The following is a 23,576-nucleotide window of genomic DNA, read 5'->3' as shown; positions in this document are numbered from 1 at the left end:
GGATGCGGCGCGCTGCGGCGATCTGTGGACGCGGCTTGGGGATCGCTTGGCTTTTGGGGCTTGCGGTCTGGATTGGGCTAAGCCTGCATTTCCAGATCGCGGCACCTTGGATTTATCTGCTTTATCTGGTGGGGGTGTTCGTCTGGCTTGCGCTTGTGCGGATGCTGTTGCGGGGGCGTTTGCGCCGGGCCTTGGGGCTGAGCGCCGTGGTTTTGGCGGTCTGGGCGCTGTGGTGGAGCGGGATTGCGCCGCGACAGGACCGGGATTGGATGGCGGAAGTGGCGCGCGGTGTCACCGCAGAGACGATGCGCGAAGGCGCGGTTCTGGTGCGCAACATCCGAGATTTTCGCTGGTCAAGCCCGACCGAGGCGGTTGAGCGCTGGTATGATCTGGAGGTTCAGCCGGAGCAGATCACCTCTGTGGATATGATCATGTCGGTCTGGGATAGTCCGGAGATCGCGCATACGCTGGTCAGTTTCGGGTTTGCCGATGGGCGGCACATTGTCTTTTCCGGCGAGATCCGCAGGGAAGTGGGCGAAGAATTTTCGGCCATTGGAGGATTTTTCAAGCGCTATGAGCTGGTGTTGATTGCCGCCGATGAGCGCGACATCGTGCATCTTCGCACCGATGCGCGAGGCGAGTCGGTGTCGCTCTATCCGGTGGCGATGGGTGCTGGGCAGCGGGCGGCGTTGTTTCGGGCGTTTCTGGACTATGGCAACGCCTTGGCCGAGGACCCGCGCTGGTATCACACGCTTTGGACCAATTGCACGACAATGCCCTATCGGTTGGTGCGCGGCATTGCGGAGGGTCTGGTGTTTGACCTGCGGGTCATCTTGTCGGGGCGGTTGCCCGGATATCTTTATGATCTGGGGGTTTTGCCGGGGGCAGGGACGGTGCCCTTGGCAGAGCTGAAAGCGCGCGCCGTCTTGCCGCCCAGCCCGGTTGACGGGCTGAGCAGTCAGGAGTATTCGCGGCTGCTGCGGCAGGGGTGGCGCGACTAGCGCCTTGTCGCGAAGCGGTCAGTTCAGAACCGCCGCCGCAGCGCCGATCAGGTCGAGAATTTCGCGTGTTTCGCGGTTCACGCGGTATATCTGATCGCCGACGCGGTAGTAGGTCTCGTTCCGGTCCAGACCGTAGCGACCGGGATTACGCAGAATGATGTAATCCTCGTTGATGCGGTCGCCGATGCGGTAATATCCTTGCTGCTTCGCCTGACCGGGGGGCTGACAGCCGTTGTATTTCTTGGCCAGTCCCGGCGGGCAATGGCCGTTGGCCGCAAAGGCCGGGGCCCCGCCGAAGGTGATACCCAACATCAACAGGATCATCGTGTGTTTCATGGCCTGTCCTTTCGTGTGTACGACAGACATGGGCCGTGTCACGCCCGATGCCAAGACGGGGCGTGCGCCTTGGGCGAAACCTTGCCGTTATTTCTTGAGCGGGCAGGTCGAGAGGCCGAGGATCGAATAGAGCGGGCAGGAGGACATGAGACCTGTCACCAGCGGGATGATCCCGATCAGATAGAGCCAGCTATAGGCGCCCTCGCGGTTCAGCGCGAAACCTGCCAGCAGCGCGAGGCCAAAGAGGATGCGCAGGGCGCGGTCAATAGAGCCAACATTTTTCTTGAGCATGGGATCACCTATGGATTGAGGGGCGCGGAGGCCCGGTTGATGCGCCATAGTCGCATGCGGGTGGGGGCAGCGTCTGTGATCTGGTCACAGAGGGGGATAGATTGGTGGCTCAGGCGTTGAGTTCAACCCAGAGCGGGACGTGATCCGAGGGTTTGTCGCGGCCACGTATATCCTTGTCGATGCCGCAATCGGTCATCAGGTCTGCTGCCTGCGGGCTGAGCAGGAAGTGGTCGATGCGAATGCCGTCGTTCTTGTTCCAAGCGCCGGCCTGATAATCCCAGAAGGTGTAATGCCCCGGCCCCTGCACCTGCGCGCGAAACGCCTCGGTAAAGCCGAGGTTGAGGATGCGGCGAAAGGCGGCGCGGCTTTCGGGGCGGGCCAGCGCATCCTCGCGCCATGCGTCGGGGCGGGCGGCATCCTCATCCTGCGGGATGATGTTGTAATCGCCGCCCATCAGCACCGGTTCTTCGCTGGCCAGAAGGTCGCGGGCGCGGGCGTGCAGGCGGTCCATCCATGCGAGCTTATAGTCGTATTTCGGCCCCGGTGCGGGATTGCCATTGGGCAGGTAGAGACCGCAGAGGCGCAACGCGCGGTGATCGCCGACAACTGTTGCCTCGATCCAGCGGGCCTGTTCGTCTGTGTCGTCGCCGGGCAGGCCGCGCGTGACATCCTCAAGCGGGCGCTTCGAGAGGATCGCCACGCCGTTAAAGCCCTTTTGCCCATGGGTTTCGACGTTATAGCCGCGCTCTTCGAAAAGCTCGCGCGGGAAGCCGTCATCGACGGATTTGATCTCTTGCAGAAGGGCCACATCGGGGGAGGCCTCGTCAAGCCAAGCGGGCAGGGCGTCAATCCGGGCTTTGATGCCGTTGATATTGAACGTGGCGATTTTCATGGCGCGGCCCCCTTTTGTCCTCTGGCAGTCTCTATCGCGCAGGGGGGCGGGGGTGACAAGCGGTCACATCGAAAACGACGTGCCGCAGCCGCAGGACGAGGAGGCGTTGGGGTTGTCGATGATAAAGCGCGCGCCAATCAATTCCTCGGAGAAATCAATCGTGGCCCCGGCAAGAAACGGCAGGGAGGTGGAATCAACCACGACCTTTTGCCCGTCGCCTTCGAGAATCAGATCGTCTTGGGCGGGCTCGTCGAGTTTGATTTCGTATTGAAAGCCAGAGCAGCCGCCGCCCTCGACGGCGACGCGCAGGGCTTGACCCTGATCGCCTGCACCGATTTCGGCGAGGCGGGCAAAGGCGCGGGGGGTCACCTTGGGCGGCAATTGCATCGGAATGCTCCTGACTGGTTCACGTTTGCTGTCAGGTGCAATATATGGGGCCTGACCTCTGGCGACAAGGATAAGCAGCGATGACGGCCCCCTATGCCTCTGATCCCGCGCAGGTGCGTGGGCGGCGTGTTGCGGAAGAGGAAAGCGCGTTTCGCTCGCCCTTTCAGCGCGACCGGGATCGCATCATCCATTCCAGCGCGTTTCGTCGGCTCAAGCACAAGACGCAGGTGTTTGTGGCGCATGAGGGGGATTATTTCCGCACACGGCTGACCCATTCCATCGAAGTGGCGCAGGTGGCGCGCACGATTGCGGGTGCGCTTGGGCTGAATGGCGAGCTGACCGAGGCGGTGGCGCTGGCGCATGATCTGGGGCATCCGCCCTTTGCCCATGCGGGTGAGGACACGCTGGATGCGTTGATGGCGCCCTATGGCGGGTTTGACCACAACGCGCAGGCGGTACGGATCGTGACATCGCTAGAGCGGCATTACGCCGAGTTTGACGGGCTGAACCTGACATGGGAGACGCTGGAGGGGTTGGCCAAGCATAATGGCCCTGTGACGCCCCTCCGGGGCGATGGGCCTGTGACGCCCCTCAGGAGTGATGACCCTGTGACGGGGTCGTTGCCCTATGCCTTGGCGGATTACAATGCGCGGCATGATCTGGAATTGCACACGCATGCCAGTGCCGAAGCGCAGGTGGCGGCCCTGTCGGATGATATCGCCTATAACAATCACGATCTGCATGACGGGTTGCGCGCGCGGTTGTTTGACGATGACGAAATCGCAGGATTGCCCATTGTGGGGGATTGTTACGCCGAGGTGGACCGGCTCTATCCCGGGCTCGATCGCAAACGCCGCAGGCATGAGGCGCTGCGCCGCGTGTTTGGGGTGATGGTGGGCGATGTGATCACGCGATCACGGTATCTGTTGGAAGACGCTGCTCCGGTTTCGGTGGCGGAGGTGCGGCATCTGGGGCGTCCGGTGATCCGGTTCTCGGATGCGCTTTGGGGGGATTTAAAGCAAATCCGGGCGTTTCTTTTTGCGCGTATGTATCGCGCGCCCGAGGTCAACGACATGCGTCTGAGGGTGCATGGGGTGGTGAGCACGCTGTTTCCCCATTATCTGAACGCGCCGGATCACCTGCCCGAGGAGTGGCGCCGCGACGTGGCGCAGGCGGCGGATGAGACCGCGCTGGCGCGGCTGGTCAGTGACTATATCGCAGGGATGACGGATCGGTTTGCCCTGCAGGAATATGCAAGCCTAACGGGTGAAGGCGCGCGTGATTTCTCCGATAACGGTGTCTAAGCTCTTATAACGAAAAAGTTTATACGCTTCTGCGTGCAGCCTGCGTTGTGTGCTGGGCGGCCCGATGCTAACCATCTCGTGGTATTTGGGGCGCTTTGGTGATGGTGGGTTTCGCGGAGCATGTTGCGGGCAAGACCGTGCTGATCGCTGCGGCGGGCTGTGCGGCGGGTGTTGTGCTCGCGCAGGGGTTGGCGCGGGCCGGGGCGCAGGTGATCGTGATTGACCGGGAAGATCGGCGGTGTCAGGCACTGGCGCGGTTGGTTCCGGGGCGCATCGAGACGCTGGCGCTGGATGTGCTACGCCCGTCGGTCTGCGCGCGGTTGGGGGCGCTTTGGGGGCAGACACCGATTGATTTGCTGATCCATTTGCAACCTTTGCGCATGGCGGCGCGCTTGGGGGCGGTGACGATGGGCATTGCCGGGTTGAGCCGCGCGCTGCGACCCGGTTTGCAGGCGGGGCAGGGCCGGAGCTTGATTGTCAACGCAGTCCCCTGCGCGGGGGCAGGGGCGGCGGAACGGGCGTGCCGTCTGGGTCTGGATCATTTGGGCGGCTATCTGGTGCAAGAGGCAGGTGGTGCGCAGCCGGTGCACACGCTGCGTTTGATGCGGGCCGAGGGGCCGCGACGGGGCACGACGGCTGCGCTGTCGGTGGTGTTGGAGCCTGCTATATTTCTGGGCTTTGCACCTGGGGGTGAGGGTGGGGTGCAGTCGTCTTGCGTGACGGTTTGCGCCGCTTGTGATTGACGCGCCGCGCGCCGTTGGATAACCCGAGCCAAGGCAGCAAGGATAGCTTTTATGAACCTTTTTACCGATATGCGCGACCTCGTGCTGGAAACGCTGGCGGCAATGCAGGCAGGCGGCCAGTTGCCCGCGGGGCTGGATATGACCAGTGTGACGGTCGAGCCGCCGCGCGATGCGGCGCATGGCGATATGGCAACCAATGCGGCGATGGTGCTGGCCAAGCCTGCGGGCCTCAAGCCGCGCGAGATTGCCGATGCTTTGGCGGCACGGCTGGCCGAGGATGGCCGTGTCGAGAGCGCCGAGGTGGCGGGGCCGGGGTTTCTTAACCTGCGGCTGGTCCCTGCGGTGTGGCAGCGGGTGGCGCGTGCGGCGCTGACCGAGGGCACGGGCTATGGTCGCTCGACCCTTGGGGCGGGCAAGCGGGTGAATGTGGAATATGTCAGCGCCAATCCGACGGGGCCACTGCATGTGGGCCATACGCGGGGCGCGGTGTTTGGCGATGCTCTGGCGCGGCTGTTGGATTATGTGGGCTATGAGGTCACGCGCGAATATTACATCAACGACGGCGGTGCGCAGGTCGATGTGCTGGCCCGGTCGGTTTATCTGCGGTATCTTGAGGCGCATGGGCAGGCGGTGGCCTTTGCCGATGGCACCTATCCGGGTGATTACCTGATCGAGGTGGGCGAGGCGCTGAAGGTGCAAGTGGGCGATGCCTATGTTGGGCAGCCCGAGGAGGTTTGGCTAGAGCCGATCCGCGATTTCGCCACGGACAAGATGATGGCGCTGATCCGCGAGGATCTTGCGGCGCTTGGCGTCGAGATGGACGTGTTCTATTCGGAAAAGTCGCTTTATGGCACCGGGTTGATCGAGGCGGCGATCGAGGATTTGCGCAGCAAGGGCTTGATCTATCGCGGTGTGCTGGAGCCGCCCAAGGGCAAAATGCCCGAGGATTGGGAGCCGCGCGAGCAGACGCTGTTCAAATCCACCGAACATGGCGATGATGTGGACCGCCCGATCATGAAGTCGGACGGTGGCTGGACCTATTTCGCGCCTGATATCGCCTATCATTATGACAAAATCAGCCGGGGGTTTGACCTTTTGATCGACGTCTTTGGCGCGGATCATGGCGGCTATGTCAAGCGGATGAAGGCGGCGGTGTCGGCGCTGTCGAATGGCCGGGTGCCGGTGGATATCAAGCTGTGCCAACTGGTGAAGCTGTATAAGAATGGCGAGCCGTTCAAGATGTCGAAGCGCGCGGGCACCTTTGTGACGCTGCGCGATGTGGTTGATCAGGTGGGCGCGGATGTGACCCGTTTTGTGATGCTGACGCGCAAGAACGATGCGCCTTTGGATTTCGATTTCGACAAGGTTTTGGAGCAATCCAAGGATAACCCGGTGTTCTACGTGCAATATGCCAATGCGCGGGTGAATTCGGTGCTGCGCAAGGCGGCAGAGGCCGGAATTGCGGTGGAGGATGCGACATTGGCGCAAGCGGACCTCAGCGGGTTGACCCATGAGGCAGAGCTGGCGGTGGCGCGCAAAATTGCGGAATGGCCACGCTTGGTCGAGATTGCCGGGCGCAGCAATGAGCCGCATCGCGTGGCATTCTATCTCTATGATCTGGCGTCTGATTTGCATGCCTTGTGGAACCGGGGCAATGACGATGCGTCGCTGCGTTTCATCCAAGAGGGCGATGTGGCCACATCACAGGCGAAAATCGCCCTTGCGCGTGCTGTAACCGTTGTTATTTCCGCAGGCCTTGGTATTCTGGGCGTAACTCCGGCGGAAGAGATGCGTTAACGCACCAAGCCGGGGATGAGGCAGAACAGTACATCCCCGGCGACCATGTATCGCCGGAGAGCAAGAGGCGACATGGCAGATATGCACTATGCACGGCCCGAACCGGGGCCTGAGCACGCAAAGCTCATTGTCAGGCTGACCAATCTGACCGGCGCGGCACTCTCGCTTGCGCTGATCGCGGGCGTTGGGGTGTGGGGCACCAAGATGGTCCTGCGCGATGTGTCAGGCGTGCCGGTGGTGCGCGCGGCCGAAGGGCCAATGCGCGAGGCACCCGCCGATCCCGGTGGCGATGCTGCAGCCAATCAAGGGCTGTCGGTTAATGCCGTGGCCGCCGAAGGCACGGCAGCGGCCCCGGCAGATCGGTTGGTTCTGGCCCCTCCACCGCTTGAATTGTCGCTGGAGGATGTGGCCCCGCTGACCCCGACGTCGGAGGTCGCAGAGGCCACTCCGCGTGCAGAAGTCACAGAGCCTGCGCCACAAGCTGTGCCGGAGGAGGTTCAAAACGCCTCAATCCTTGCGCTTGCGGATCAGATTGCGGCGGGGGCCGCGCCGATAACCCCGCTGGAGGAAGAGGTGACGGGCCCGGAGGCGGTCGAGACCCCTGACGTGGAAGACGTTGCCGTTGCGCAAGCGGTCGTGCGCCCGCGTGCGCGCCCTGCATCGCTTACCTCGGTGTCCGAAGCAGTCGCCCTTGCGGTGGCGGCGGCGCGATCTGCGCCCTCGGATGAGGTGGATGCGGAAACGATCCCACTTGGCACGCGGTTGGCGCAGCTTGGCGCGTTTGACTCGGCCGAGGTGGCGCGCGCGGAATGGGACCGGCTAGCGGGGCGGTTCGGTGATTTCCTTGATGGAAAACAACGGGTTATTCAACGCGCGGAAAGTGGCGGGCGCACATTCTACCGGTTGCGGGCCATGGGCTTTGCCGATCTGGGGGACGCGCGGCGGTTCTGTTCGGCACTGGTCGCGGAGCGCGCCGAGTGCATCCCGGTGGTCACGCGGTGACGCGGTTTGGGGCGACGATCCTCGATGCGGAGGGTCTGCGGCTGACGACAGAGGAAAAGGCGCTGTTTCGCGACACACGCCCTTTTGGGTTTATCCTCTTTGCGCGCAACATCGACAGCCCGGATCAGGTGCGCGCCCTTGTGGCAGAGATGCGTGAGGCCGCAGGGCATGATGCGATGGTCACGATTGATCAGGAGGGAGGGCGCGTGCAGCGCCTGCGCGCGCCGCTGTGGCGCGAGTGGCCTGCGCCGTTGGATCAGGCAGAGGCGGCGGGCAGCCGCGCGGCTGAGGCGATGTATCTGCGCTATCGTCTGATTGCGGCAGAGTTGCACGCGCTTGGCATCGACAGCAATTGCGCGCCGTTGGTGGATGTGGCGGGGCCTGCGACGCATCCGTTTCTGCGTAATCGCTGCTATGGCGTTGATCCCCATACGGTGGCGCATCTGGGCCGTGCGGTGGCGAATGGGCTGCTAGACGGGGGCGTATTGCCTGTGGTCAAACATATCCCCGGACATGGTCGCGCCGAGGCGGATAGCCACCATGATCTTCCGGTGGTCACGGCGCTGAAGAGTGACCTGCAAGATACTGATTTTGCGCCTTTTAGAGCGTTGAACGACCTGCCTTTGGGGATGACGGCGCATCTGGTCTATAGCGCGATTGATGCCGCGCCTGCGACCCTATCCGCACCGATGATGCAGGTGATCCGGGACGAAATCGGTTTTGACGGGCTGATTATGACTGATGACATTTCCATGAAAGCGTTGCAGGGCACCTTGCCGGATCTGTCGCGGGCGGCCTTGCAGGCCGGGTGCGATGTGATCCTGCATTGCAACGGGACGCTGGCGGAACGGCAGGCGGTGGCCGACGCCGCAGGCGAGATGACCGAGCCTGCGCAAATCCGTGCCGACCGGGCGTTGACATGGCGCAAGACCCCCCAAGAGATTGACATTTCCGCCCTATCGGCACAGCTTGATGCGCTGACGGGCGGGTGTGCGCATGAGTGAGGACGATTTCGACAGGGATGAGGGGCCGGTCAATGTCGCCGAGCGGTTGGCCGCTGAGGCGCTGATTGTCGATGTCGATGGGTTCGAGGGGCCGCTTGACCTTTTGCTGACGCTGAGCCGGACGCAAAAGGTGGACCTGCGCAAGATTTCGGTGCTGGAGCTTGCGCGGCAATATCTGGCCTTTGTGGAACGCGCCAAGGCGCTGCGGCTGGAACTGGCGGCGGATTATCTGGTGATGGCGGCGTGGCTTGCCTTTCTCAAATCGCGGCTGCTGTTGCCGCCAGACCCGAGCGAAGACGGACCCTCGGGCGAGGAGCTGGCGGCGCATCTGGCGTTTCAGTTGGAGCGCTTGCAGGCGATGCGCGATTGCGCGGCGCGTCTGATGGGACGAGACCGGCTGGGGCGCGATTTCTTTGCACGCGGGGTGCCAGAGGACGTGGCGCGCCTGCGGCGTGTGACCTATACGGCGACGCTGCTTGACCTCATGCAGGGCTATGCCCGGATCAGGACGCGCGATGAATTCCGCCCCTTTGTGATGGATCGCGATGCGATCTTTACCATGGAGCAGGCGTTGGAGCGGATGCGGGGTTTGATCGGCTATGCAGGAACCTGGACCGATATCCTGAGCTATTTGCCGGAGGGGTTCACCACCGATCCGGGGCGGCGGCGATCGGCCACGGCCTCGACCTTTGCGGCGGCGCTGGAACTGGTCAAGGAAGGGCGGGCAGAGGTGCGGCAAGCGGAGATTTTCGCCGCTATCGAGCTGCGGCGCAAGGATTAAGAGTATGTCGGAAGCACCTGAAGAAAAAGAACAAAGCCTGTTTCAAGCGCCCCCCATTGGCGAGCAGGAGCGGATGATTGAGGCGATGCTATTTGCGAGCACCGAGCCGCTGACCACCCGCGACATGGTCGAGCGGATGCCGCATGGCAGCGATCCTGCCGAAGCGCTGGTGCATCTGCGCAAACGCTATGAGGGGCGCGGCGTGCGTGTGGTCAAGGTGGGTGATGCCTGGGCCATCCGCACCGCGCCGGACCTTGGCTATTTGATGAGCCGCGAGACGGTTGAGACCCGCAAGCTGAGCCGGGCTGCGATCGAGACATTGGCGATCATCGCCTATCACCAGCCGGTGACGCGTGCCGAAATCGAGGAGATTCGCGGCGTGGCGGTCAGCCGGGGCACGGTAGATCAATTGCTGGAGATGGAGTGGATCCGGTTCGGGCGGCGCAAGATGACGCCCGGGCGGCCTGTGACCTTTGTGGTGACGCAAGAGTTTCTGGATCATTTCGGACTAGAGAGCGCGCGGGACCTGCCGGGGCTCAAGGAGTTGCGGGCTGCGGGCCTGTTGGACAATCGCCCGCCGCCGGGGACCATGCCGCAGATGGGCAGCGAAGAGGACGAGGACGAGAGTGCACCGGGACAAAACGAGCTCTTCGAGGACTGACGCGGCAGATCCGTGCCGTCGGGGCGATTGCGGCGGCGATTGAAGGGCGCCGGCCATGGATAAGAGGGATCGCCAGCCTCTTGCCAGAGTACCCTAAGCGTGCGGGCCGTCTTGGTTACAGGCCTGCGGCGGCTACATTCTTCTTTTGCAATCCGACCCTGCGCGGCATCTGTCCAGTGCTGATGGTGGCCTTTATCGGTGAGATGTAAGATCTCGACTTTGAGTCTATACCGATGGCCGGAGAGGGTGTCAGATCCGGGGCAAAAATCCTCAGCCCAAAAGACGGCGCTTTCCGGATGAATACAATTGACAAGGCAAGTGCCGGTCTCAACTATCGAGCTGCGTGCAGGCGTCCGGTTGGGTTTTTCGGCCATCTACCCAGTCTAAAAGGAGAAATATATTCGTGCCGGAGAATGAATTTCAGGGTCTGTGCACGATTTGCGGCCATGTGGGCGTATTTCGACGTGGCGATCACCGCTCTTTGCGCGAGTCCTATCCCTGCCCAAATTGTCGGTTCACGATGCGCTGGCGTGACCAGGCGGCCGTTATCCTTGATGAATTCGGACGCGGGCAGGCTTTGTCGATTGACGAATTGGTGGCACGAGGCTTTCTGTCCAATGTCGCCGTCTATGAGCCAGCCTTGCGGGGACCTTTCGTTGCGCGTTTTAATACGCTGCCGCACTATACAAGATCCTATTTTCGGCCCGACCTTGCGATCGGGGCACTAGCACCTGATGGCGTGCGTAACGAGGACCTGACCAAGCTGACCTTTGACGAGGACAGCTTTGATCTCATCATCACGAGCGATGTGATGGAGCATCTTCCCGATGTCGAAAGCGCATTTGCCGAAACCCTGCGCGTTCTTCGGCCCGGCGGGATTCACGTCTTTACCATTCCGAATGACTATCCCTTTCCTGACCGGACCGAACCGAGGGTTCGGGTAGAGGAGGGGGCGGAGGTGCACCTGAAGCCGGAGCGCTACCACAACGCTGGCGACGGGACGAAATGCTTGGTCTATACGGATTACGGGGCCGATCTTGCGGACATGATCCGCTCGCTTGGGGGCAGGCTGACCATCACGCGCCGCGGCGGTCCTGTCGAACCTCTCAACACCAACGCCACATTCATCCTGCGCAAGATTGCATCGGCGGGCAAACGGCGCCCGGTGTCGTCGCTCTCTGGTGCGGACAAACCTGTGGCCGAGGTGAAATCCGTTCAGGGTGCCCCCACGATCCGGACGGTTGACGAGGATCTTTGTTGCCCGATCTGTCACGGGACCGAGTTCGAGGATTTCAACGGTCGCTCCCATGCGCGGTGTTCATCCTGTCGGGGGGTGGAGCGCAACCGGCTTATGTGGATGGTGCTTGATCGACTGGGCGCTTTCGAGAAAGGCAAACGCATCCTTCATCTTGCGCCGGAGTTGGGACTGGCCCGAAAATTTGTCGAGCTTTCAGGGGATGCCTATCATGGTGCGGATCTTGATGCGGAGCGCTACAAGAGCAAGTTTCTCACGGTTCGAAAGCTTGATCTGTGCGTCGATCTGGCCGGCATCCCGGATGCAAGTTATGACCTGATCGTGCATAGTCATGTTCTGGAACATCTGCCTTGCTCAGTTGATGGCGTGCTGCAGGACCTTGACCGCATTCTTGCACCCGGCGGGTTGCATTTCCTGTCGGTTCCAGTCCGCGGCGAACACACGCTAGAGGATCTGTCGCCAGATCTTCGCCCGGTCGATCGACTGACGCGCTTTGGTCAAGAAGACCATATGCGTATTTTCGGGGCGGTGGATCTACAGGCGCTTCTGACCAAAGTATGGGGGCCGGGACAGCATCTGATCGTGCCTGTCGATTTGTTCGCGCGCGACGATCTGCGCCGCGCCGTCATTCCGACGGTTGCTTGGCAAGGCGTGTCGGGTCACAGCATCTTTCACTATCGCAAGGGTGCTAGACCTCCGGCAGAGATGCTGACCACGCAGGTGGACGCGGCACCGCCGTCTGATGTGGGGCGGTCGGTTGCCCCAAATGCAGCGAGTGGGCCGCAGGGCGCAAAGCCCAAGACGCAAGAGGCCGATCTTGCCGCGAACGCCCCAACGGGATCGCGCGTCATCCTGGGCCTCGACGCCTTGCAGAGGGATAATCCCTGGCCGGAGTTTCCATGGGATGAACACGCACCGTTTCACCTTGCGCGCGACGCGGACGGTGATGGCGGTCGCGAGATCATCTTGCGACAGATCCTGAACCGGGACATCCGATTGATGGCCGAGGTGGGGTGTTTCCTTGGGGGGTCTTTGCTGCATTGGCTCAAGGCAAAGCCTGATCTGACGGTCATTGGGATAGACCCGTGGGATGGAGATTGGGCCAGCTTTGTCGAAGGGATGGCGCCCCATGCCAATCATCTGTCCGACGCTGAGGTCACGCGCATCGCCCGCCTACTGCGAAAGTACGGCAATTTCGCCGTTGCCCTGAACGCTCTACGCTTGTTCAAGGATCGCTTTGTTCCGGTGGGCTGTGCATCTCTAGAGGCGTTGCACGACTTGCGGCGGCGCGACATCCCTATTGAGCTGATCTACCTTGACGGCTTCAAGAACCGCGACGAGCTTGATGTGGCGCATGACCTCTTTCCCGACGCCGTGTTGTGCGGCGATAACTGGCTGTGGCAGGACCAGACAGGTGCATTTGTCGTGCAACACAGCATCACGGCATTCGCGCAGGATCATGGGTTTGATATCGAGGATTTGCGGCAGTCTTGGATCTTGCACCGTGAGAGGTAGGCCGGGCGACCATCGGGTAATAGCCATGGGGGGGGCGTCAGGACGGGGTCGCAGGCTCGAGCGTGAGAAGCGGGCCGATGTAGCTGCGCAAGGGCCGCTCTGGTTCGCCCTTGAGCAGTTTGATTTCGGGGGCTTCCACGGTGGGGGATATCGTTATCTCACGCAGGTGGAGGCCGCGGTAGAAATCGAAGGCGACGGTTCCGATTCTGGGTGCGTAGCTGAAAGGATCGACGGTGGAGACTTGCAGACTATGGCCCGATGGGTCGAGGCGCAGGTTGATGTGCCCGCCAGCTCGGTGGAACAGGTGGACGAGAGCCTGGGCATGATACTCTTGCCCAAATCGCAGGACTGCGCCCGTGTTTTCGAGACGCATGTAGTGGAGGGGCAAATCCATGCAGTCATGACGCTCCATCGGGTGGTCGTGCAGAATTGCATCGGTGTCGAGGAGACCGCGGCGCCAGATCGGTTTGGGCAAGGAAACGGCGTGGAACCAAGCAGCCTGATCGAGGCAGCGTTTCAGGAACGGGGTGACGCGGTCTGCCATGACCTCACCACCTTCGTAGGTCGTGTGGACATCATCGCGCAGGAGGCCCGCCACGACATCGGCCCCAACCTCGGCAAGCCATTCTTCGGCCATGTCCAAAAATGGGATGCGAAACTCCTTGCAGAATTCGCGGGTTTGCGCGTTGAAATCGTGATGAACCGGAGATGTCCAACGGCGGTGGTGAAGAAAAAAGGCCGGGTCGGCCCCGATATCCTGAGCCACAAGTGCCATGTCGAGAAGCAGTTCGCGCCCGCGCGCCGGGGTCGTCAGGGGATGCAGGGCAAAGGCCGACGCGTTTACCTCGAACAGAACGTGGCTGAATGGCCCGAGCTTTGCGGCGGCAAGGCGCAGGTAGGGTGGGATCACATGCGGCTGTTGGGCGCCCAGCCCGACCCGAAGCACGGTAACGTCTGGTGTCTCGGCACGAAGCCGGTCGATGGTGGGATCGGAGAAGCCGGATCTTGTGGCCACGTTGGAGAAGCCGATGATCAAGAGACGGCGGGTTGGCATTTAGGTCCCCTTGCAGCGATGTTGGAACACACCTTGCGCGGCGGCCAAACCATGACCGAGGCGCTGACGATACCCCCGCCCTTGATCAGACCTGAGGTTGCGACATGACGCAATCGCTTTTCGAACACTGCGTGGCGCGTGCTGAAGGTGCCGCAGCGGCACTGGCAAGCCAAACTGTGCCGGGCAGGGTGCTGGCGCATGCAGCGGCACGGCCAGATGCGGCGTGCTATTTCTTTCACAACCCGGCCGGACCACCGGATGTGCTGAGTTTCGAGGATCTGGTGAAACGTGCGTCACATGTCGCGGGGGTCTTGACCGCAGCAGGCTGTAGCCATGGCGCGCGCGTGGCGTTGATCTTTGAGCATGGACCGGGTTTTGTGATCGCCCTGTTCGGGGCCTTCTTTGCGGGCTGTGCTGCGGTGCCGGTCGCGGTGCCGACCAATGAGACGAAAAGAACGCGGGCGGGCGCTATTTTGGCAGAGGCTGACTGTGCGGTTCTGCTGACGTCGCCTGCCATCGCCAAAACACTTGCTGAGGACGGGATCGGCATCGCGGCCTTGCCGCCGATCATTGCGCTCGACACCGTCGACCGTGCCGCATCGTTTATTCCTAGCAGGATTGTGCCCGAGGATGTGGCCATCATTCAGTATACATCCGGCTCGACAGGACATCCGCGGGGGGTAGTGGTGACGCAAGGCGCGCTCCATGCCCAGATGTGTGCGATAGACCTCTGTCTGCGAAGTGAGAGCGAGGAGCGCGTGGTCACATGGCTGCCGCCCGAACATGATATGGGGCTTATGGGCGGGCTGCTCTTCAATCTCTGGCGTGGCGATCCGACTTATGTTCTCGCGCCCGAAAGCTTCATACGGCGTCCCTATCTCTGGCTTGATACAATCAGCAAATGGCGCGGCACGGTTTCGGTTGCACCGAATTTCGCCTTTGACCTCTGCGTGCGCGGCATTCCTGCTGACCGCCTAAAATCTCTTGATCTCTCAAGCTGGCGTGTCGCGTTGAACGGGGCGGAACCTGTCCAGCCCGAAACCCTTGCCCGCTTTGCCGACGTGTTCAAGCCTGTGGGCTTTGATCCTCAGTGCTTTCTGCCGTGTTATGGACTGGCCGAGGCGACGCTTCTGGTTTCGGGTGCTGCACGTGGCGGCGGGGCCACGACCCACTGGTTCGATCCGGAGGCTCTGGAAGCGGGCAGGGTTGTGCCACTGTTGGCGGGAACGGGGCGCTGTCTTGTTTCTTCCGGCCCGGTTCGCACGACCGGCGGGGTCCGGATTGTCGAGCCGGAAACTGGCGTTCCCTGCCGCTCTGACCGCATCGGCGAAATCTGGATTGCAGGGGAAAGCGTAGGCTCTGGGTATCATGACCGACCCGAGGAAAGCGTTTCGACATTCGGGCAGTTCACCGCGACTGGCGACGGACCATATCTGCGCAGCGGGGATTTAGGATTTCTTTGGAACGATGAATTGTATGTGACGGGGCGCATCAAGGACATCGTGCTCTGGCGGGGCCGGACCCTGCACGCGGCTGACCTGGAACTTTTGATCACCGGCGCAGATCCAGCCATCCGGCCCGGCCGGATCGCGGCCTATCAGCGGGACGCAGGAAATGTCGATCTGATTGTTGAGATCGCGCAGGGCCGGCTTGGGGCGGATGGCGGCACCGGTGTAGCCGAACGGATCTGGCGTGACCTCATGGCAGGGTCGGGGGTTGATGTGGCGCGCGTGCGTCTGGCGCGGCCCGGAACATTGATGTGGACTTCAAGTGGCAAGCTCCGGCGCCGCGACACGCACGCAAGGCTGGAGACGGAGTGCGGGCTGCTGGTGCTTGATTGGGAGCCGGGACCGCTCAGAGCGCGCGGCGCACAGATCGAGGCGACCCGGACCCTTGCCGGGGCTATCGCGCAGAAGAGCGCGGGGCCGGGCGCATATCTGCGTTTTCTGACCGATTGGGTTGCCGCAGCGGTCAATTGCGCGCCGCAAGACGTTGATCCCCATCTGCCCTGGGCGGACCAAGGCATGGATTCGTTGATGATCACGGAAATGGTGGTGGATTTGGAACAGGCAGTTGGGCGCGACATTCAGCCCGAACTGCTTTTCGAAATTCCCACCCCGTCTGGCTTGGCGCTTGCGCTCGCGCAAGGTTCGTCATGAGGCCGGACGAACCGATCGCTGTTATTGGTCTTGCCTGCAGGTTCCCCGGAGTGGACGGACCCGCAGAGCTGAACCGGCTGCTCCGCTCGGGGCAGACAGGCATTCGCGACATTCCGCCCGACCGATGGGCCTTGTGGGGACTGTCCGAAGACCTGTCCCTGCGCGAAGGTTTTCCCGTCACGCGGGCCGGTACTCTGGATGATATCGCGTTCTTCGACCGGCGTCCGTTTCGGATCTCGGCGAACGAAGCCCCGCTGATCGACCCGCAGCAACGGCTTGCTCTGGAAACGAGCTGGCACGCGCTTGAGGATGCCGGGTTTTCGCCGGCTTGCCTTGAGGATGCGCCCATCGGCGTCTTCATGGGGGCTGGGTCGTCTGACTATGCGCTCCGGATGGCCCAAGCGGGCATATCCGGTGCTGGAAACCCCCATTGTGCGAATGGCGCGCAGAATGCTGCGATTTCGGGGCGTATCAGCTATTGCTTGGGTCTGACAGGGCCAAGCCTGACCATCGATACTGCCTGTTCCTCGGGGGCCGCCGCCGTCGCGTTGGCGGGGGACAATCTGCGCCTTGGTCATTGTGATGTTGCGCTTGCAGGGGGCGTGAATGCTCTTTTGACGGTTGAGCCCTTTCGGGCACTTTCCGGGATGAGTGTGCTGTCGGCCAAGGGTGAAACCCGCAGTTTCGACGCGACCGCATCAGGCTTTGTCCGCAGTGAGGGCTGTGGCGTGCTGGTTCTGAAACGGCTGTCATGCGCGTTGGCGGCTGGCGACCGCATCCATGCCGTCTTGCCCGGCTGGGCGATGGGACAGGATGGCCGCAGCAACGGGCTGAGCGCGCCCTCGCGCCGGGCGCAGGCGCGCGTCATTCTGCAAGCGGTGGAGGCAGCCGGACTAACGCCCACCGATATCGGGGCCATCGAGGCACATGGATCTGCCACCGTATTGGGTGACACGATTGAGATATCGGCATTGGCAGACGTCTTTGGTGATCGGATTGACACAAAGATTGTCGTGGGATCGGTGAAGGCGACGCTCGGCCATCTAGAGGCTGCGGCTGGGGTGGCCGGTCTGATCAAGGCCATCTTGATGGTCCGCGACGGATTCATGCCAAGGCAGCCCTGCTTTGCGACGCCGTCGCCACGGATCAACTGGGACGAGGCGCCATTCGAGATTGTGCGGGATCAGAGGGTCTGGCCCGGTCCCCGCCGGGTGATGGGGGTCAGTTCCTTTGGCATGAGCGGTCTGAATGCGCATATCCTTGTGTCCAATGCCGACATATCACACCATCAGGCGTTGCCTGCTGGTGGTCGTCATCTTTTCCTGCTGTCCGCCGCATCGCCCGACAGTCTGAGAACGCGCACAAGCCAACTGCTGGAGACGCTCCGCGCGCCGGGGGCCGATCTGGGAAAGATCGCCTTGGCGACGCGGCGCCGATGGGTCGGACTGAGCTACCGATCCGGATTTGTCGCGGCATCGCAGGAGGAGGCGCAGGAGGCCCTCACGCGCAGTCTCGCGTCGCCCTCTCCGGGGCCCGTCGCACCGGCGGCAGAGATTGCGCTCAATATCCCCTCAGACAGGGCTGATCTGCATCGGGTGTTGCAGCAGGTCTGGCCCCGCTACGCTCTTGGCTTGTCGCAGGCGGCGGTGCCCGATCCGGGCACCCGTCCCGAGACGATGGAAGACGCGGTCCTTGCCCTGCACCTTGCCGGCGCCACGCTTTGCCTGGATGCGATCAGCCCGTCAGCCGCGGATGGGACGGACCTGCCGGGCTATCCTTTTGACCGACAGCGGCACTGGTTCGACGCAGTACGACCGGCCCGAGCACCTAGGGGATGAGACATTGACCTTTTATCAGCGACTTAAGGCAGGCTGGGCCAACGCGGATGCCATTGCTTTTCACGACGGGGTGGTCACGCTTACCTATGGTGAATTGGACGCGGCGACGGGACGCGCGGCCTCGGCGTTGCTTGCCCAAGGTCTTGAACCCGGTGACCGGATTTGCCTTGCCATGCAGAAATCGCTGGCGCAGATCGTCGTGCTTCTGGGGGCTCTGCGGGCGGGGCTTGTAGTTCTACCGCTGAACCCGGATAGCCCCGCAGAGGTTGTGGCGGACCAGATTTCCCGAACCGGGCCTGTTCTGCTGATCGGGGAGCGCGAGGACGGATGGCGCGCGCGGACGGAGAGCGGACCTGCGGCGGTGCCCCGATGTCTTGACGCTGATCCTGCAAGGCCGCACGATCCCCTCCACGCGACGGACCATACCGACCCGGACAGATTTTCCGTGGATGACGAGGCTGGTGCCATCATCCTGTTTACCTCTGGCAGCACCGGAAGGCCCAAGGCCGTGATCCACAGTCACGGTGCCTTGTTCGCCAACACGGATGCGCTGAGGATCATCTGGGACATCGACGCGTCCGATCGCCTGCTGCATGTCTTGCCAACGACGCATGCTCACGGCCTGATCGTTGCCCCCATGCCGATCCTGCTTGCAGGTGGCACCGTGGTTTGGCGGCCCCGCTTTGATCCGGGCGATGCTGTCGCGTGGTTGCCTCGGGTCACCTGCTTTATGGGCGTGCCCTTTTACTATGGGCAGTTGCTTCAGCATCCGCAGTTCACGGCGGGCGCGGCCCGACAGCTGAGGCTCGCTATCTGCGGCTCGGCTCCGATCCTTCCAGAGGTCCGGGAACAGGTCGAAGACAGGCTGGGGCTGCCGTTGCTCGAACGTTACGGGATGACAGAGACGCTGATTATGACTGCCAACAGCCCCGCACGAAACCGGGCCGGATCGGTCGGTCTGCCTCTTCCGGGGTGGAGCCTGCGCATTAGGTCCCTTGTGACGCACGAAACCGCGCCTCCGCAAGAGATCGGAGAGGTAGAGGCCCGCGGCCCTCTCGCACTGCCCAGCTATCTCGATGACTGGGCGGAAACGGCGCGTAAAACCGCGCCTGACGACTTTTTTCGTACCGGAGATGTCGGATGGGTCGACACGGACGGCTTTCTGCATATCACGGGGCGTGCCGATGACCTCATCATCTACGCAGGCCTGAACATCCAGCCCTCCGAAGTCGAGGCTGCGCTTGTCGCGATCAACGGGGTCGTTGATGTCTGCGTGTTTGGCGTTCCGCATCCGCACGCAGGCCAGGCTGTCATGGCCGCGGTTGTCTCGGCGGCGGGCACAACCCTGACACCTGCCGCCATCCGCGCGGAATTGATCGGCAAATTGCCCGCAACCAAAATCCCCAAGCGTGTTTATGTGGTGTCGACCTTGCCCCGAAACACCATGGGCAAGCTTCGGCGCGATCTTCTTCGCAAGGCCTGCGAGCACGGCACCTTATAACTCATCCGGTTTTTCGGCGACGGCAATCACGTATCCTTTGATGGACCGCTCAAGCCCGCGCGCATAGGCGGCCATCGCGTTGCGTTTCAGCATCCTGACAAAGGGTAGGGTGGTGTCTGCGTGAATATCCTCGACTGTCACGGGCATCAGACCTGCGGCCTCGAGCGCCGAGCGGTAGGCCCTGACCGTGGGAAGAACATTCTCGTGGGGCACAAAGCTCGTTGGCTTTTCAACAAGGACATCGGTAAGGATCAACCGCCCACCGGGACGCAAGAGCCGACGCGCCTCTTCAAGGAATTGCTGGCGCGTGCGGAAATGCATGGCGGTCTCGATAGCATGAATGCAGTCGAAGGTTTCATCCTGAAAGGCGATGCTTTCGGCGCGCATCCGTTGGAAGGAGATGCGCGGGCCTGCGTAAAGGCGGCTTGCATGGTCAATCTGCGCGCTGGAATAATTGATCCCGATCACGTCTGCCTGCGGATAGGCCGATGCGATCTGCGCCGTGCAGGCCCCCAGCCCGCACCCCACATCAAGCACGCGGCGTGCCCGCGCGCGGTTGGGATCTTGTGCGATGTGGCGGCGGACCAATTCGCGGGCCGCTTCGCCGGGATGGTCGATCCGCTGCCCATCTGCGTCATGCCAAAATCCAAAGTTGTAGAGGTCGCTCTCACCATAGAACTGCCGGAACCGTGGATGGAAAATGGCGGTGTCATAGGCTTGCTCTGACAACCGGAGGCTTTCGTTCGCGTCTTGATCTGCTGGGTGTGATTGCATAGCATTAGTTTTTGTTGAATACTGCTGTGCAGGCAATACACAATCGCATTCCAGCTCTGAAAGGTCGATCATGCCCTCTGAAACGCAGCATCCGGCACGTGCCGACGCAAAGAGCATCGAAACTTGGATGGCAAGTTACATCAGCTCTGTGATCGACGTGGCGCAAGACCCGTTTCCGGTGGATGATCGGTTTGACACTTACGGTTTGGATTCGGTCGAGATCACCATCATGTGCGGCATGATGGAAGAAGAGTTCGAGATCGAAGTGAACCCCGATCAAGTGTTCGACCACCCAAGCGTCACCGCCTTTTCCCAACATCTGGCCAAGCGCTTGGACGAGCGGTCCGTCGCAGCCTGAAGAGTCGTGATGATGGTGCAGTGGGGCGGGCCCTGTGAATGGCAGCAGTCCTTGATTCTGCCGCCGCTGCGATTGCCTGTCATCCGGACATCAGGTGCTCGGGCGTTATCGGAGCCTCTGGCGGGGGGATAATTGGGCAAAAATGATACGAAAGTTGCGGATTAATTCTGACTTGCCCTCAAATCGGCACGTTTAGGCATTATGTTGATGCCAGAGGCAGCAAGAGGAGTGGCGCGATGAACGCCAATCAGATGATCAACATGGTGGTGCGGATGATCCTGCAACGGGTGACGCGCAGTGGCATGAATGCGGTAAGCAAACGCATGAGCGGCGGCGATGACGCGGCGGCCCGCAAGACCGTGCAGCGGGGGCGGCAGGCGATGAAAATCGGTCGCAAGATGGGGCGCTTCTGAGGCGTTACGCCTTGAAATGCTTGGACAGTTTCAATCCTTGGCCTTGGTAGTTCGAGGCAATGCCCGCGCCATACAAATGGTCGGGCACCTGATCCATGCGTTCATAGACCAGCCGCCCGACGATCTGGCCATGTTCCAGAACAAAGGGGGCCTCGTGGCAGCGGACCTCAAGCACGCCGCGTGATCCGGTGCCGCCAGCGGCGGCATGGCCAAAGCCTGGATCAAAAAAGCCTGCGTAATGCACCCGGAATTCGCCCACCATGGCCACGTAAGGGGCCATTTCGGCGGCGCATTCGGGCGGGATATGCACGGCTTCTCGGCTGACAAGGATATAGAACGCGCCGGGATCAAGGATGATCTGGCCGTTCTCGGAATGCACCTCTTCCCAATAGGCGGCGGGATCGTAGCGGCCGATGCGGTCAAGGTCGATCACGCCGGTATGCGGCTTGGCGCGGTAGCCCACCAGCGTGCCCGAGACAGGACGCAGATCGACGGAAAAGCCAAGCCCGTCGTCGATCATCGCGGTGCCATCCACCAGCGGCGTTTGTGCGTGGAGCGCGCGCAGGGCATCATCCGAAAGCACCGCCTGACCGGCGCGAAAGCGGATTTGATTGAGGCGCATGCCGGGGCGGACCAGAACCGAAAAGGAGCGTGGGCAAATCTCGGCATAGAGAGGGCCAGCATAGCCGGGCGTCACGCGGTCAAATTCCACACCACCATCCGTGATCAAGCGCGTCAGCAGATCGAGTCGCCCGGTCGAAGATTTGGCGTTGGCCACAGCCTGCACGCCCATGGGCAGGGCAAGCGATTCCATCAGTGGCACAACATAGACGCAGCCTTTTTCCAGCACGGCCCCGGCCTTGAGGTCGATGCGGTGCATCTCGAACTCTGCGAGACGGTCCGTGACCGTGCGCCCGGCCCCGGTCAGAAAAGAGGCGCGCACGCGGTAGGCCACCTGACCCAAGCGCAGATCGAGGCTGGCGGGCTGGACCTGTTCGGGCAAGATCGCGGGCGTGCCCAACAGGGTGCCCGTTTCGATCATGGCGCGGATTTGCTGGCTGGAAAGAACCCCGGTCATCTCTGCCCCCCTCTCGTTGCGCCCCGCGATTTGGTCAGGGTGCCCGAGGGGCCGAGGCGGGCAGGATCGTCGGTAATTATGGTCGGGCTAGCAGGACTTGAACCTGCGACCTTCCGTCCCCCAGACGGACGCGCTACCAGGCTGCGCTATAGCCCGACGATGGGCCGTTCATAGCGATTTTGACCGCAGGGGCAAGAGGTAAATCCCGAAATCGGGCAGGGATTTAGCGGTCTTTTGTGCCAGAGGCTGCGTGGGTCCGGAGGGCCGCGACCAGCGGGGCCAGACGTGCGGCCAATTGCGGCGATACGGGACGGGGCAGGGCGCTGAGGGCCGTGAGCAAACCCGGAGCGGCAGCCACATCATCAGACGGATCGGCGGGCAGATCAGAAGGCGCGCGTGGATGCGGCGCGGTTTGCGCAGGGGGCGCGTCCGGTTCCAAGGACGGGATCTCATCCTCTGCGCCCGCTGCGGTGTCGCCCTCGGGTTCCGGCGCTGTGTGAAAAGAGGGGGCTGTGTCGGACAGTTCTGGCGCGGCGGGTGGTGCCTCGTGAGGCGTCTGGTCTGCTATTGGCGGTAAGGCAGGCGCGTCCAAGTCTTCTTTGGGCGCCGGTGCCTTGGTCTGCGGCGAAAGCGGGGCCTCTGCGTCTGCCTCATATGCGCCGTCATCCAGTGCCTCAGGCTCTACTGCGACCTCAGCCGTGTCCTCTGGGTCAGCGGCGGGGTCATCGGCCCCGTCGGGGCGGGTAAAGGCCAGCACATCGGCGGGGCGGGCGGGAACAGAGGGCACATCAAGCGCAATGCCGCTGAGCGCGCCTTGGGCCTCTTCATCCAAGGGCGGCGACATATCGGATACTTGTTGGATGCCATTCTCGCGCAGGAATTTCTGCGCGCCCTTGATGGTCATGCCTTGATCGTGCAGCAGAACCTTGATGCCCCCAAGCAAGGCCATATCCGCGGGGCGATAGTAACGGCGCCCACCTGCGCGTTTGACCGGCTTGATCTGCGTGAACTTGCTCTCCCAAAAGCGCAGAACATGCGCCGGGACTTCAAGCCAATCCGCGACTTCGCTGATGGTTCGAAAGGCGTCGGCGGCTTTGCCCATGGGCGGCGATATCCTTAGCTTTTGGTGCCGTCGGCGACGCGGTCTTTCATGAGGTGAGAGGGCCTAAAGGTCAGCACACGGCGCGGGTTGATCGGCACTTCTTCGCCAGTCTTGGGGTTGCGGCCCACGCGCGCTGTCTTGTCACGCACCGAGAAGGTGCCGAAAGACGATATTTTAACCTGCTCGCCGCGCACCAGCGCGTCGGACATATGGCCCAGAACGCTTTCGACCAGTTGGGCCGCATCATTGCGCGATAGCCCCACCTCGCGAAAGATGGCCTCGCTCAAATCCATCCGTGTCAATGTCTTGTCAGTCATCACATCCCCGCGA

The 23,576-nt window shown here is 62.1% G+C and carries 23 protein-coding genes and 1 tRNA gene; 14 read left to right on the top strand and 10 right to left on the bottom strand.

Going from position 1 to position 23,576, the window contains the following annotated elements; all coding sequences use genetic code 11:
* Window positions 1-2 precede the first annotated feature (2 nt).
* On the top strand, window positions 3-1,001 hold the full coding sequence (locus tag RAK1035_RS15540; protein WP_008281077.1) for an Lnb N-terminal periplasmic domain-containing protein: 999 nt from the start codon (window positions 3-5) through the stop codon (window positions 999-1,001).
* Window positions 1,002-1,019: 18 nt separating this feature from the next.
* Here RAK1035_RS15540 and RAK1035_RS15535 read toward each other — a convergent pair whose 3' ends face one another.
* From RAK1035_RS15535 to RAK1035_RS15520, 4 genes are all read right to left on the bottom strand, one after another.
* Window positions 1,020-1,337, bottom strand: coding sequence for a hypothetical protein (locus tag RAK1035_RS15535; protein WP_008281076.1), 318 nt, complete (start codon window positions 1,335-1,337; stop codon window positions 1,020-1,022).
* Window positions 1,338-1,424: 87 nt separating this feature from the next.
* A complete protein-coding gene (locus RAK1035_RS15530; RefSeq protein ID WP_008281075.1) occupies window positions 1,425-1,628 on the bottom strand; it encodes a YgaP family membrane protein in 204 nt (67 codons plus the stop codon).
* A 109-nt stretch (window positions 1,629-1,737) separates the two neighbouring features.
* Window positions 1,738-2,520: an exodeoxyribonuclease III gene (xth, locus tag RAK1035_RS15525; protein ID WP_008281074.1), complete on the bottom strand. Its 783-nt coding sequence runs from the start codon at window positions 2,518-2,520 to the stop codon at window positions 1,738-1,740.
* Window positions 2,521-2,583: 63 nt separating this feature from the next.
* Window positions 2,584-2,907: a HesB/IscA family protein gene (locus tag RAK1035_RS15520; RefSeq protein WP_008281073.1), complete on the bottom strand. Its 324-nt coding sequence runs from the start codon at window positions 2,905-2,907 to the stop codon at window positions 2,584-2,586.
* An 80-nt stretch (window positions 2,908-2,987) separates the two neighbouring features.
* On the opposite strand from RAK1035_RS15520, the gene RAK1035_RS15515 reads away from it, so the two are divergent.
* From RAK1035_RS15515 to RAK1035_RS15480, 8 genes are all read left to right on the top strand, one after another.
* Window positions 2,988-4,211, top strand: coding sequence for a deoxyguanosinetriphosphate triphosphohydrolase (locus tag RAK1035_RS15515; RefSeq protein ID WP_008281072.1), 1,224 nt, complete (start codon window positions 2,988-2,990; stop codon window positions 4,209-4,211).
* 98 nt (window positions 4,212-4,309) lie between these two features.
* Window positions 4,310-4,954: a hypothetical protein gene (locus RAK1035_RS15510; RefSeq protein WP_157132404.1), complete on the top strand. Its 645-nt coding sequence runs from the start codon at window positions 4,310-4,312 to the stop codon at window positions 4,952-4,954.
* A gap of 51 nt (window positions 4,955-5,005) precedes the next feature.
* Window positions 5,006-6,751 (top strand): arginine--tRNA ligase, encoded by a 1,746-nt coding sequence (gene argS, locus RAK1035_RS15505; RefSeq protein WP_008281070.1) that lies wholly within the window; start codon window positions 5,006-5,008, stop codon window positions 6,749-6,751.
* Between the two features lie 72 nt (window positions 6,752-6,823).
* Window positions 6,824-7,753, top strand: a complete 930-nt coding sequence (locus tag RAK1035_RS15500; protein ID WP_008281069.1) for an SPOR domain-containing protein — start codon at window positions 6,824-6,826, stop codon at window positions 7,751-7,753.
* Window positions 7,729-8,757 carry a beta-N-acetylhexosaminidase gene (gene nagZ / locus RAK1035_RS15495; protein ID WP_112303100.1) on the top strand — a complete coding sequence of 343 codons (1,029 nt, stop codon included), beginning with the start codon at window positions 7,729-7,731 and terminating at the stop codon, window positions 8,755-8,757. The genes RAK1035_RS15500 and nagZ overlap by 25 nt, the downstream gene beginning before the upstream one ends.
* On the top strand, window positions 8,750-9,538 hold the full coding sequence (locus RAK1035_RS15490; protein WP_008281066.1) for a segregation and condensation protein A: 789 nt from the start codon (window positions 8,750-8,752) through the stop codon (window positions 9,536-9,538). Before nagZ ends, RAK1035_RS15490 begins: the two co-directional genes overlap by 8 nt.
* 4 nt (window positions 9,539-9,542) lie before the next feature.
* Window positions 9,543-10,199, top strand: coding sequence for an SMC-Scp complex subunit ScpB (gene scpB / locus RAK1035_RS15485; protein WP_008281065.1), 657 nt, complete (start codon window positions 9,543-9,545; stop codon window positions 10,197-10,199).
* A gap of 403 nt (window positions 10,200-10,602) precedes the next feature.
* On the top strand, window positions 10,603-12,969 hold the full coding sequence (locus RAK1035_RS15480) for a class I SAM-dependent methyltransferase (RefSeq protein WP_050775752.1): 2,367 nt from the start codon (window positions 10,603-10,605) through the stop codon (window positions 12,967-12,969).
* Between the two features lie 37 nt (window positions 12,970-13,006).
* Here RAK1035_RS15480 and RAK1035_RS15475 read toward each other — a convergent pair whose 3' ends face one another.
* Window positions 13,007-14,023, bottom strand: coding sequence for a hypothetical protein (locus RAK1035_RS15475; RefSeq protein WP_008281063.1), 1,017 nt, complete (start codon window positions 14,021-14,023; stop codon window positions 13,007-13,009).
* A gap of 104 nt (window positions 14,024-14,127) precedes the next feature.
* Between RAK1035_RS15475 and RAK1035_RS15470 the strand changes: the two genes are divergently transcribed.
* Genes RAK1035_RS15470 through RAK1035_RS15460 form a run of 3 tightly spaced genes read left to right on the top strand, consistent with a single transcriptional unit; the run spans window position 14,128 to window position 19,521 of the window.
* A complete protein-coding gene (locus RAK1035_RS15470) occupies window positions 14,128-16,182 on the top strand; it encodes an AMP-binding protein (protein ID WP_008281062.1) in 2,055 nt (684 codons plus the stop codon).
* A gap of 50 nt (window positions 16,183-16,232) precedes the next feature.
* The gene (locus tag RAK1035_RS15465; protein WP_008281061.1) at window positions 16,233-18,020 is read left to right on the top strand and encodes a polyketide synthase; all 1,788 of its coding nucleotides are present in this window, start codon (window positions 16,233-16,235) and stop codon (window positions 18,018-18,020) included.
* Window positions 18,021-18,024: 4 nt separating this feature from the next.
* Window positions 18,025-19,521, top strand: a complete 1,497-nt coding sequence (locus tag RAK1035_RS15460) for an AMP-binding protein (RefSeq protein WP_008281060.1) — start codon at window positions 18,025-18,027, stop codon at window positions 19,519-19,521.
* Here the strand turns inward: RAK1035_RS15460 and RAK1035_RS15455 are convergent.
* Entirely contained in the window at window positions 19,516-20,295 is a 780-nt protein-coding gene (locus RAK1035_RS15455; RefSeq protein WP_008281059.1) for a class I SAM-dependent methyltransferase, read from the bottom strand. The two genes, RAK1035_RS15460 and RAK1035_RS15455, sit on opposite strands and share 6 nt — an antisense overlap.
* A gap of 70 nt (window positions 20,296-20,365) precedes the next feature.
* Between RAK1035_RS15455 and RAK1035_RS15450 the strand changes: the two genes are divergently transcribed.
* Window positions 20,366-20,653 (top strand): acyl carrier protein, encoded by a 288-nt coding sequence (locus tag RAK1035_RS15450; protein ID WP_008281057.1) that lies wholly within the window; start codon window positions 20,366-20,368, stop codon window positions 20,651-20,653.
* Between the two features lie 236 nt (window positions 20,654-20,889).
* Window positions 20,890-21,066, top strand: coding sequence for a hypothetical protein (locus RAK1035_RS20415; protein WP_008281056.1), 177 nt, complete (start codon window positions 20,890-20,892; stop codon window positions 21,064-21,066).
* Between the two features lie 4 nt (window positions 21,067-21,070).
* Here RAK1035_RS20415 and RAK1035_RS15445 read toward each other — a convergent pair whose 3' ends face one another.
* The 4 genes from RAK1035_RS15445 to ihfA form a co-directional block, all read right to left on the bottom strand.
* Window positions 21,071-22,144 carry a 2'-deoxycytidine 5'-triphosphate deaminase gene (locus tag RAK1035_RS15445; protein ID WP_008281055.1) on the bottom strand — a complete coding sequence of 358 codons (1,074 nt, stop codon included), beginning with the start codon at window positions 22,142-22,144 and terminating at the stop codon, window positions 21,071-21,073.
* 79 nt (window positions 22,145-22,223) lie between these two features.
* Window positions 22,224-22,300: transfer RNA gene (locus RAK1035_RS15440), tRNA-Pro, on the bottom strand.
* A gap of 67 nt (window positions 22,301-22,367) precedes the next feature.
* Window positions 22,368-23,246 carry a MerR family transcriptional regulator gene (locus tag RAK1035_RS15435; protein WP_008281054.1) on the bottom strand — a complete coding sequence of 293 codons (879 nt, stop codon included), beginning with the start codon at window positions 23,244-23,246 and terminating at the stop codon, window positions 22,368-22,370.
* Window positions 23,247-23,260: 14 nt separating this feature from the next.
* A complete protein-coding gene (ihfA, locus tag RAK1035_RS15430; protein WP_008281053.1) occupies window positions 23,261-23,563 on the bottom strand; it encodes an integration host factor subunit alpha in 303 nt (100 codons plus the stop codon).
* Window positions 23,564-23,576: the final 13 nt, after the last annotated feature.

The sequence above is a fragment of the Roseovarius sp. AK1035 genome (assembly GCF_003288315.1).
Classification (GTDB): domain Bacteria; phylum Pseudomonadota; class Alphaproteobacteria; order Rhodobacterales; family Rhodobacteraceae; genus Roseovarius; species Roseovarius mucosus_A.
This window is presented reverse-complemented; position numbering and strand designations above follow the sequence as displayed.